The sequence below is a fragment of the Streptomyces sp. NPDC002785 genome, from assembly GCF_040295565.1.
Classification (GTDB): domain Bacteria; phylum Actinomycetota; class Actinomycetes; order Streptomycetales; family Streptomycetaceae; genus Streptomyces.
Map to the genome: position 1 here is coordinate 1 of NZ_JBEOVN010000245.1, position 9,667 is coordinate 9,667.

12 protein-coding genes are annotated in these 9,667 nt (G+C 71.5%); 1 reads left to right on the top strand and 11 read right to left on the bottom strand.

Annotated elements, in window-relative coordinates:
- Positions 1-55: 55 nt before the first annotated feature.
- From trpA to hisI, 9 genes are all read right to left on the bottom strand, one after another.
- Positions 56-868, bottom strand: coding sequence for a tryptophan synthase subunit alpha (gene trpA, locus ABTZ94_RS33580; RefSeq protein ID WP_351206593.1), 813 nt, complete (start codon positions 866-868; stop codon positions 56-58).
- The gene (trpB, locus tag ABTZ94_RS33585; RefSeq protein WP_351206595.1) at positions 865-2,145 is read right to left on the bottom strand and encodes a tryptophan synthase subunit beta; all 1,281 of its coding nucleotides are present in this window, start codon (positions 2,143-2,145) and stop codon (positions 865-867) included. Before trpB ends, trpA begins: the two co-directional genes overlap by 4 nt.
- Positions 2,146-2,281: 136 nt before the next feature.
- A complete protein-coding gene (trpM, locus tag ABTZ94_RS33590) occupies positions 2,282-2,473 on the bottom strand; it encodes a tryptophan biosynthesis modulator TrpM (protein WP_351206613.1) in 192 nt (63 codons plus the stop codon).
- 35 nt (positions 2,474-2,508) lie between these two features.
- A complete protein-coding gene (gene trpC, locus ABTZ94_RS33595) occupies positions 2,509-3,318 on the bottom strand; it encodes an indole-3-glycerol phosphate synthase TrpC (protein WP_351206597.1) in 810 nt (269 codons plus the stop codon).
- A gap of 115 nt (positions 3,319-3,433) precedes the next feature.
- Positions 3,434-3,973, bottom strand: a complete 540-nt coding sequence (locus ABTZ94_RS33600; RefSeq protein ID WP_502967353.1) for a DUF2752 domain-containing protein — start codon at positions 3,971-3,973, stop codon at positions 3,434-3,436.
- A 79-nt stretch (positions 3,974-4,052) separates the two neighbouring features.
- Positions 4,053-4,301, bottom strand: a complete 249-nt coding sequence (locus ABTZ94_RS33605) for an HGxxPAAW family protein (protein ID WP_351206599.1) — start codon at positions 4,299-4,301, stop codon at positions 4,053-4,055.
- Between the two features lie 115 nt (positions 4,302-4,416).
- A complete protein-coding gene (locus ABTZ94_RS33610; protein ID WP_351206601.1) occupies positions 4,417-5,076 on the bottom strand; it encodes a TIGR02234 family membrane protein in 660 nt (219 codons plus the stop codon).
- 14 nt (positions 5,077-5,090) lie between these two features.
- On the bottom strand, positions 5,091-6,584 hold the full coding sequence (locus ABTZ94_RS33615) for an anthranilate synthase component I (protein WP_351206603.1): 1,494 nt from the start codon (positions 6,582-6,584) through the stop codon (positions 5,091-5,093).
- An 11-nt stretch (positions 6,585-6,595) separates the two neighbouring features.
- Positions 6,596-6,979 carry a phosphoribosyl-AMP cyclohydrolase gene (gene hisI / locus ABTZ94_RS33620; protein ID WP_351206605.1) on the bottom strand — a complete coding sequence of 128 codons (384 nt, stop codon included), beginning with the start codon at positions 6,977-6,979 and terminating at the stop codon, positions 6,596-6,598.
- Positions 6,980-7,063: 84 nt separating this feature from the next.
- On the opposite strand from hisI, the gene ABTZ94_RS33625 reads away from it, so the two are divergent.
- Positions 7,064-7,696 (top strand): TIGR03085 family metal-binding protein, encoded by a 633-nt coding sequence (locus ABTZ94_RS33625; protein ID WP_351206607.1) that lies wholly within the window; start codon positions 7,064-7,066, stop codon positions 7,694-7,696.
- A gap of 16 nt (positions 7,697-7,712) precedes the next feature.
- On the opposite strand, the gene ABTZ94_RS33630 is transcribed toward ABTZ94_RS33625, so the two are convergent.
- Positions 7,713-8,957, bottom strand: coding sequence for an MFS transporter (locus ABTZ94_RS33630; protein WP_351206609.1), 1,245 nt, complete (start codon positions 8,955-8,957; stop codon positions 7,713-7,715).
- Positions 8,958-8,980: 23 nt separating this feature from the next.
- Positions 8,981-9,568, bottom strand: coding sequence for an ArsR/SmtB family transcription factor (locus ABTZ94_RS33635; RefSeq protein WP_351206611.1), 588 nt, complete (start codon positions 9,566-9,568; stop codon positions 8,981-8,983).
- Positions 9,569-9,667 lie beyond the last annotated feature (99 nt).

A 9,667-nucleotide genomic window follows, 5' to 3' on the forward strand; every position in this document is an offset into this window, starting at 1 on the left:
GAGGCACGTACGTGCCTCCCCGGGTCGAGGTCCACCCGTTTGGATTACACCCGATTCAGCGCTTTCGAACGCCTTCGGCGAGTTCGCCCGCCAGGGAGCGAACCGCGGCCAGGCCCGCCTCCTCGTCGGGTGCATCGAGCATGCCCTTGACGAAGGCGGAGCCGACGATCACCCCGTCGGCGAAGCCCGCGACCTCGGCGGCCTGTCGTGCGTTGGAGACGCCGAGGCCGACGCAGACCGGGAGGGCCGTCGTGGCGCGGGTGCGCGCGACCAGGTCCTGGGCCTGCTCGCCCACGGACTCGCGGGTGCCGGTGACCCCCATCAGCGAGGCCGCGTACACGAAGCCGGAGCCGGCCGCGGTGATGGTGGCGAGGCGCTCGTCCTTGCTGCTCGGCGCGACGACGAAGACGGTCGCGAGACCGTGCTTGTCGGCGTGTTCGCGCCACAGTTCGGACTCCTGGACCGGCAGGTCGGGCAGGATGCACCCGGCGCCGCCCGCCTCGGCGAGTTCGGCCGTGAAGCGCTCGACGCCGTACCGGTCGATCGGGTTCCAGTACGTCATGACGAGGATCGGGACACCGGTCGCCTCGTACGCCTCGCGGACCGTACGCATCACGTCGGCGATCTTCACACCGCCGCGCAGGGCGATGTCGTCGGCAGTCTGGATGACCGGGCCGTCGAGCACCGGGTCGCTGTGCGGCAGCCCCACCTCGACGATGTCCGCACCGCCCGCCACGACCGCCTTCACGGCGGCGATCGCGCCGTCGACGGTCGGGAAGCCGGCCGGGAGGTACGCGATGAGCGCGGCCCTGTTCTCCGCCTTCGCCTGTGCGAGGGAAGAACTCAACAACTCCACATTGCCGCTCACTTGGTGACCTCCTCTTCCCCGTCGGCCACATCGGCCTCGACGACCCCGTCGGTCCCGTCGTACAGCCCGAAGTAGCGGGCTGCCGTGTCCATGTCCTTGTCGCCGCGGCCGGACAGATTGACCACGAGCAGTCCGTCCTTGCCGAGTTCCTTCCCGACCTCCAGGGCTCCGGCCAGCGCGTGGGCGCTCTCGATGGCCGGAATGATCCCTTCGGTACGGGAGAGGAGGCGCAGTGACTGCATGGCGGCGTCATCGGTGACCGCGCGGTACTCGCCGCGGCCGATGTCCTTGAGGTACGCGTGCTCCGGGCCGATGCCCGGGTAGTCGAGACCGGCCGAGATGGAGTACGGCTCGGTGATCTGGCCCTCGTCGTCCTGGAGGACGTAGCTGCGCGAACCGTGCAGGATGCCCGGCTCGCCCGCGGTCAGGGTCGCCGCGTGCTCGCCGGTCTCCACACCGTGTCCGGCGGGCTCGCAGCCGATCAGCCGGACATGGGCGTCCGGGATGAAGGCGTGGAAGAGCCCGATGGCGTTGGAGCCGCCGCCGACACAGGCGATGGCGGCGTCCGGCAGCCGGCCGGTCCGCTCCAGGATCTGGCGGCGGGCCTCGACACCGATGACGCGGTGGAAGTCACGGACCATGGAGGGGAAGGGGTGCGGTCCCGCGACGGTGCCGAAGAGGTAGTGCGTGTGGTCCACATTGGCGACCCAGTCGCGGAACGCCTCGTTGATGGCGTCCTTCAGGGTCCTGGAGCCGGACCTCACGGCGATGACCTCGGCGCCGAGCATCCGCATCCGCGCCACGTTCAGCGCCTGCCGCTCGGTGTCGATCTCACCCATGTAGATGGTGCATTCGAGGCCGAAGAGCGCGCAGGCGGTCGCGGTGGCGACGCCGTGCTGGCCGGCGCCGGTCTCGGCGATGACCCGGGTCTTGCCCATGCGCCTGGTGAGCAGCGCCTGGCCCAGCACGTTGTTGATCTTGTGCGAACCGGTGTGGTTCAGGTCCTCGCGCTTGAGGAAGATGCGGGCGCCGCCCGCGTGCTCGGCGAAGCGCGGGACCTCGGTCAGCGCGCTGGGGCGACCGGTGTAGTTGACCATGAGCTCGTTGAGCTCTGCGGCGAAGGCCGGGTCGGCCTTGGCCTTGTCGTACTCGACGGCGACCTCGTCCACGGCGGCGACGAGCGCCTCCGGGATGAACTTGCCGCCGAACGCACCGAAGTACCCCTCGGCGCTGGGGATCAGACCCTCCGGGTCCGGGATGAAGAAGTCAGATGACATCCGACGTGCTCCTCGACATTGCAATGGGTGGGTTCACCGTATGCGCCGTGAGCGGAGCGCCGCCGCGACCGGGAACGGTCGGACGGTGCGGTCGTACGTACGATCAAGAGTGGTGCGGTACGTCGGCCGGGGCTCGCTACAGCGCGGACCCCGTGCGCCATCGCATGCCGTTGACCTGGCCGGGCTCGTCGCCGATCACATACCGCACGCGCCGGCCGAGCACGCGGCGCGCGGGGGCACGGCAGCCGCGGGGGCGGCAGCCGCGCGCCAGCGGCGCGTGCGGGTCCCGGGCGGCCGTCACCGCGGCCAGGCGCAGGCCCGGCCGAATACGGGGCGCGGGACGGTCGGCGGACACGGTTGCGGTCAGCTCCGTCCGTGCCGGAGCGCCGGGTGGGCGCCGGCGGCGACCAGGTCGGCGACGGCGGCCCGCGGGTCGCGGCCGGTGACCAGGGATTCGCCCACGAGCACCGCGTCGGCGCCCGCGTTGGCGTACGCGATCAGGTCGTGCGGGCCGCGAACGCCGGACTCGGCGACCTTGACGATGTGGTTCGGGATCTCGGGGGCGACGCGCTCGAAGGTGGAGCGGTCGACCTTGAGGTCCTTCAGGTTGCGCGCGTTGACACCGATGATCTTCGCTCCGGCGTCCACAGCGCGTTCCGCCTCCTCCTCGTCGTGCGCCTCGACCAGCGGCGTCAGGCCGATGGACTCGGCGCGCTCGATCAGGGAGACCAGGGCCTCCTGGTCGAGGGCGGCCACGATCAGCAGGGCGAGGTCGGCGCCGTAGGCGCGGGCCTCCCAGAGCTGGTACGAGGTGACGATGAAGTCCTTGCGCAGGATCGGGATGTCGACCTTGGCGCGGACGGCCTCCAGGTCGGCGAGGGAACCGCCGAAGCGGCGCTCCTCGGTGAGGACCGAGATGACGGACGCGCCGCCCGCCTCGTAGTCCGCGGCGAGCGCGGCCGGGTCGGCGATCGCGGCAAGTGCCCCCTTGGAAGGGCTTGAGCGCTTGACCTCACAGATGACGGTCACGCCCTCGCCGCGCAGGGCGGCGACTCCGTTCTTGGCCGCAGGAGCGCGGGCCGCGCGTTCCTTCAGCTCGTCGAGGCTGACACGCGCCTGCCGCTCTGCGAGGTCGGCGCGTACGCCATCGATGATCTCGTCGAGCACACTCACGCGAGCGGCCCCCTTCCGGGACGGTGATGAGGGAACAGGATCAGCCATGTCAATGCTATCCGCAGGAGGCCGTAGGGCCCGAATCCGGTAGACGAATGTCCCACTACCTGGGCATTCAAGGCGCCAGTACTGATCCGAACGGCAGATTCCGGACGATCGAGAAAATCAGCAGCACGGCCCCGATCCCCCACCAGACGACGGGCTTCGCGGCGATGCTCATGGGCCTTCCCCGGGAGACGCGGGCCATCCAGACCACCCAGAGGACGGCGAAGATCCCGTAGCCGACGACGGCGAGCGCATTGGTGCCGAGGGCGGCGGCGATGTCGCCGTGCGCGACGGCGTGGGCACTGCGCAGACCGCCGCAGCCCGGGCAGTACAGGCCGGTGAAGCGGAGCAGTGGGCAGACCGGGTAGTGGCCCGGCTGATTGGGGTCGACGGCACCGACGTAGCCGAACGCCCCGATGACGGCGGCCATGACTCCCACCGGGGTGGCGAGCCGCCAAAGACGCGAGACGGGGACGGGGGCCGGTGGGAAGAGCGGCGGGGACGGCTGCCGGTCGCGCGTCGGGGGGCATCCGGACATCGACGGGTGGCCGGGGGCGGGCCGGGAGCCCGGCGCCGACGATGCGGCGGGTGAAGTAGGCGATGCGTCCACCCGGTGATTGTCCCCGCTGATGCGGAAAGGCGCAGCCCGGGCCGGGCTGCGCCTCGCATTCGTACGGGTGGTGCGTGCGTCAGGAGATCTGGGCCTGCGAGGCGCGGGCCCTGGCCGCGGCCATCTCCGCCGACTCCTTCGGCATGCCGAGGCCCGCGGCCTTCATCGCGAGGCCGACGACCCCGCCGAGGAGAATGATGGCCATGCTTACCCAGAAGCCGATCGGGCTGGCCGCGACCATGAAGACGCCTGCGGCGCAGAAGCCGATGAAGGAGATGATGACACCGGTCCAGGCGGCCGGGGTGTGTCCGTGGCTGCTGCCCGCCATGAGTTGCTCCTTGTTGGTGATGGGCTGTTGATATCGCTGTACGCAAAGCAGGTGCCGCTGTGCAGAAAGCTCGGCTTCATTGTCCCGTACGTGCCGGTAGGACGTGAGCGGGGGGTCACGCCTCGCGCGTCGGGTCCTCGCCGCGGTCCAGGGCCTTCCACAGGTCCTCGGGCCGGTCCGGGTCCGGGACGGTGCGGGCGGCCTTGCGGGGGCGGGGGGTGCCGTCCCGTTCGTACCGTCCCGACAAGGTGGGCCAGAGCGTCCCGTACCGCAGGGCGAGCAGACCGGCGAGGAGGATCAGCAGGCCGCCGGCCACGGTGACATAGGGCCACGCGGTATGGCTGAGGGCGTCGATCGTCGCCGAGGCGTCGCCAGTGGTCCGCGCCGCCTTCTCGTCGAGCGCCGCGCTGTCAGAGGCGCCGAGGTAGGCGCTCAGTCCGGCGCCGAGGCCACTGAGGGCGAGGAGCCCGGCGACGACCGTCCGGCCTCCGCCGCGCACGGCGAAGACGGCGACGAGGGCGGCCAGGCCGACTATGGCGAGGGCCGCGGGAAGTCCGGTGACGTCCTGGCCGTCGGCGGTCAGCGGCAGGGAGCCGCCACCGACGGCCGCCCGGCCCTCGGCCCAGGTCTGGCCGGAGGCGAGCAGGACAACGGTGGCACCGGCCGCCCCGAGGAGCAGGCCGGCTGCCAGACTGCGGCGGCTTCCCGTGGCGTCGGGCGCGGTGGCGGCTCGGGCACGGGGCTGGGGTACGGGGACAGCACTCACGTTCTCCACTATCCCTTACCGCCTCATACTCCGTGGAGCCGGTTGGCCGTATGCACCGCGCGGAGCACCGCGGCGGCCTTGTTGCGGCACTCGGTGTCCTCGGCGACCGGGTCGGAGTCGGCGACGACACCCGCTCCGGCCTGGACATACGCCGTGCCGTCGCGGAGCAGGGCGGTCCGGATCGCGATGGCGGTGTCGGAGTCCCCGGCGAAGTCGAGGTAGCCGACGCAGCCTCCGTACAGTCCGCGGCGGGTGGGTTCGAGCTCCTCGATGATCTGCATCGCGCGGGGCTTGGGGGCGCCGGAGAGGGTGCCCGCGGGGAAGCACGCGGTGAGGACGTCGAAGGCGGTGCGGCCCTCGGCGACGCGGCCGGTGACGGTGGAGACGATGTGCATCACGTGCGAGTACCGCTCGATCGACATGAAGTCGACGACCTCGACGCTGCCGGGTTCGCAGACCCGCCCCAGGTCGTTGCGGCCGAGGTCGACGAGCATCAGATGCTCGGCGCGTTCCTTCGGGTCGGCGAGGAGTTCGTCGGCGAGCGCCTGGTCCTCCTGCGGGGTGGCGCCGCGGTGCCTGGTCCCGGCGATCGGGTGGACCATGGCGCGTCCGTTCTCGACTTTGACAAGGGCTTCCGGGCTGGAGCCCGCGACGTCGAAGCCGTCGAAGCGGAAGAGGTACATGTACGGCGACGGGTTGGTGGCGCGCAGCACCCGGTAGACGTCCAACGCGCTTGCCGTGCACGGGGTTTCGAAGCGCTGGGAGGGAACCACCTGAAAGGCCTCACCGGCCCTGATGCGTTCCTTCACGTCCTCGACGGCGTCCTGGTACGCCTTGCCGCCCCACAGCGCGGTGTACGGGGGGAGCTCGGACGGCGGGAGGGGGGCGGGGGCGTTCTCGACGGGGCGCGAGAGGTCCTGCTCCATGGCGTCGAGACGGGCGACGGCGTCCGCGTACGCCTCGTCGACGCCGGTCGCGAGGTCGTTGTGGTTGATCGCGTTGGCGATCAGCAGGACGCTGCCGTCCCAGTGGTCGAGAACGGCCAGGTCCGAGGTGAGCAGCATCGTCAGCTCGGGAACGTGGAGGTCGTCCTCGACGCTGTCGCCGATCTTCTCCAGGCGGCGCACGATGTCGTAACCCAGGTAGCCGACCATGCCGCCGGTGAACGGGGGCAGTCCGCCGTCGACGACCAGGTCGTGGGGGGTGTGGAGGGTCTCGATGGTGGCGCGCAGGGCCTGCAGCGGGTCGCCGTCGTCGGGGACGCCGACGGGCGGGGTGCCCAGCCAGTGGGCCTGTCCGTCGCATGCGGTGAGGGTGGCGGCGCTGCGTACCCCGATGAAGGAGTAGCGCGACCAGGTCCGGCCGTTCTCCGCGGATTCGAGGAGGAAGGTGCCGGTGCGCTCGCCCGCGAGTTTGCGGTAGAGCCCGACCGGGGTGTCGCCGTCCGCGAGGAGCCGGCGGCTGACGGGGATGACGCGCCGGTCGACGGCCAGCTTGCGGAAGGTATCGAGATCCATGGCGGCCGACCCTACTGGGTGAGCGGGAGAACGTCGGCGTCGAAGCAGGTGCGGTCGCCGGTGTGGCAGGCGGCACCCGTCTGGTCGACCTTGACGAGGACGGTGTCGGCGTCGCAGTCGAGGGCGACGGACTTGACCTGCTGGATGTGGCCCGAGGTGTCGCCCTTGACCCAGTACTCCTGACGGCTGCGGGACCAGTAGGTGCAGCGGCCGGTGGTGAGGGTGCGGTGCAGGGCCTCGTCGTCCATCCAGCCGAGCATCAGCACCTCACCGGTGTCGTACTGCTGGGCGATGGCCGGGACGAGGCCGTCGGCGCCGCGCTTGAGGCGGGCGGCGATGGCCGGGTCGAGGTTGCCGGACGGCGGCGGAGTGCTGGGCGTGGGCGCGCTGGTCATGCGCCCATTGTGCCGTGGCCGCGGGAGCGGTTCTGTGCAGCGTCCACTGGGCGGACCGCGTGCAACGGTCGTACGCTGGCGAGCATGTCGACCCATGCGAAGCGTGAACGACTTCTGCTCGCCGACCTGTTGGAGGCGGCGGGACCGGAAGCCCCGACTCTGTGCCACGGCTGGACGACGCGGGACCTGGCCGCCCATGTGGTGGTCCGCGAGCGCCGGCCGGACGCGGCGGGAGGGGTGGTGCTGGGCCTGCTGAAGAACCGCCTCGAACGGGTGCAGGCGGAGTACGCGGCGAAGCCGTACGAAGAGTTGATCCAGCTGATCCGTACCGGACCGCCGCGGTTGTCCCCGTTCGGCCTGAAGCAGATCGACGAGGCCGCCAACACCGTCGAGTTCTACGTCCATACGGAGGATGTGCGCCGGGCCCAGCCGGACTGGTCGCGGCGGGAGCTGGACCCGGTCTTCGCCGATGTGCTGTGGTCGCGCGCGGAGAGGACGGCCCGGCTGCTGGGCCGCAAGTCCCCGGTCGGGCTGGTACTGCGCCGCCCGGACGGCCAGACGGCGGTGGCGCACAAGGGCACCCCGGTCGTGACGGTCACCGGCGAGCCCGGCGAGCTGCTGCTGTTCGCGTTCGGCCGGCAGGACGCGGCGACGGTGGACCTCGAGGGCGACAAGGAGGCGATGGCCCGGCTGCACACGGCGGAACTGGGAATGTAGGGCGTACGGGTCCGGATCAGCGCGGGAGTTCGGCACGGCGCAGCCGGGTGAAGGCCAGACCGGCCGTCGCCCCCGCCGCGCACACCGCGGCGCTGACGACGAAGACCGGGCCCGTCCCCCAGGCGGCGACGGCGGCTCCCGTGACCGGGAAGCCGAGCGGTGCAATCGCATGGGTGAAGAGCGTCGAGACGGAGGTGACCCGTCCCAGATAGGCGGGGTCGGTGACCGTCTGGGTCAGGGCGCCGCACAGAGAGCCGCCGAGGCCCGCGAAGAGCCCGATGCAGACGGCGACGGCGACGGCGAGGCCCACCGAGGGCATGTAGGCGAGGGCCGCTATGGCGACCGCACCGAACAGCACCGTCAGGCACATGACGAGCCCGGCCCGTGGCACCCGGCCGCGCACGGCGAGCAGCAGGGCCGACGCACCTGCGCCGATCCCGAACGCGGCGACGATCCAGCCCATGCCGGAGGCGCCCCAGCCGCGCTCGCGGGCGAGCAGGATCAGCCCGAGGTTGAGCGGCCCCGCGAAGCCCAGTTCGCTGAGGGCGACGGTGAGCATCAGCGGTCCGAGCACCGGGTGACGGCGGATGTGGCGCAGCCCGTCGGCCAGGTCGTGCCAGGCGGTGCCGGACGGTTCGGCGGTCTCCCGGGTGGGCAGTGGGCTGATCCGCAGGGACAGGAGCAGCGGCAGCGATAAGGCGAAGAGCACCCCGGCCGCGGCGAACGCGAGGGTCGGGCCGCCGCCGGCCACCGCGACGCCGCCGAGCGGGCCTCCGACGACGTTGGCGGCACGGGAGGCGAGTCCGCGCAGCCCCTGGACGCGGGCGAGCTGTCCGGCGGCGGTGATCCGGGGCGGCAGGGCGCCGACGGCGGGCAGGAAGAGGGCGTCGACCACGCCGAAGACGAGCGCGACGGCGATCAGCATCCACACGGCGGGCGAGGTGACCAGCAGTGCGCCGGCCAGGCCCAGCACGACCAGGCAGCGGGCGGCGTCGCTGCCGATGACGACGCGGCGCGGTCCGATCCGGTCGGCGAGCACTCCCCCGCCGAGCATCAGCAGGGCCCTGGGTATGGAGCCGACGGCGAGGACGAGTCCGGCCTGGGTGGCGCTGCCGCTGCGGGCGGCGGCCCAGGCGAGTGCCATGTAGTAGACGCTGTCGCCGATCATCGAAGCGGTGTAGGCACCGAGCCAGCGCAGGACGTTGCCGTCGCGGTGGGCGGGACGCTCGGGGGTTTTCGTGGCTGTTTCGGTGACGGTCATGAGGGTCCTCTCGGGTCGCCGGTTCAGATGCGGAACGGAAATGCGTACAGGTGCACGGCGACGTTCTCGCGGCCTTCCGTGTCCCCGGCCTCGTCGCGGGCACGGCCGAGCTCCTCGTACCGGTCGATCAGTTCGTGCACCTCGCGGTTGAGCGCGGCGAGTTCCTCGGCGGTGAGCCGGGCCAGGTACTCAGAGCCTGAGGAGGCGCTGCGCCACTCCTGGGACCAGCTCTGGGCCGAGTCGATGTAGCGGCGGTACAGCTCGCTGCGCTGGTCGAGGGAGAGCCGGCCGACCGCGGTGTGCGTGGCGACCTTCTCGGGTGCGTCGCTGAAGTCCTCCTCGCGGAAGCTCAGCCCCTTCGAGGCGGGCTGCCACCAGCGCTCCCGGCCGTCCCTGCCCTGCTGCTCGGCCTCCTCGATCAGGCCGTGGTCGGCGAGCCTGCGCAGGTGGTAGCTGACCAGCGAGACGGCCTCGTCGACCTGCTCGGCGAGCTGGGAGGCGGTGGCCGTGCGGGAGATGTAGAGCAGCCGGTACAGCTTCATCCGCAGGGGGTGCCCGAACGCCTTGAGGGTCTCCAGGTCCGAGACCTGGCGCGATTCATTGCTTGCCATGGCCCCAAGATCGTGGACGCGATCGGCGGGGTGGAGCTGGACATCCCCAAGGCGTTCAAGGACAAGAAGTCCGGCGCCGACTTCAAGGCGGGCAAGCAG

Coding starts and splice junctions, on each gene's coding strand:
- trpB (WP_351206595.1), bottom strand. CDS start 2,145: ATGTCATCTGACTTCTTCATCCCGGACCCGGAGGGTCTGATCCCCAGC.
- ABTZ94_RS33605 (WP_351206599.1), bottom strand. CDS start 4,301: ATGGCGGGCAGCAGCCACGGACACACCCCGGCCGCCTGGACCGGTGTC.
- ABTZ94_RS33615 (WP_351206603.1), bottom strand. CDS start 6,584: ATGGATCTCGATACCTTCCGCAAGCTGGCCGTCGACCGGCGCGTCATC.
- hisI (WP_351206605.1), bottom strand. CDS start 6,979: ATGACCAGCGCGCCCACGCCCAGCACTCCGCCGCCGTCCGGCAACCTC.
- ABTZ94_RS33625 (WP_351206607.1), top strand. CDS start 7,064: ATGTCGACCCATGCGAAGCGTGAACGACTTCTGCTCGCCGACCTGTTG.
- ABTZ94_RS33630 (WP_351206609.1), bottom strand. CDS start 8,957: ATGACCGTCACCGAAACAGCCACGAAAACCCCCGAGCGTCCCGCCCAC.
- ABTZ94_RS33635 (WP_351206611.1), bottom strand. CDS start 9,568: ATGGCAAGCAATGAATCGCGCCAGGTCTCGGACCTGGAGACCCTCAAG.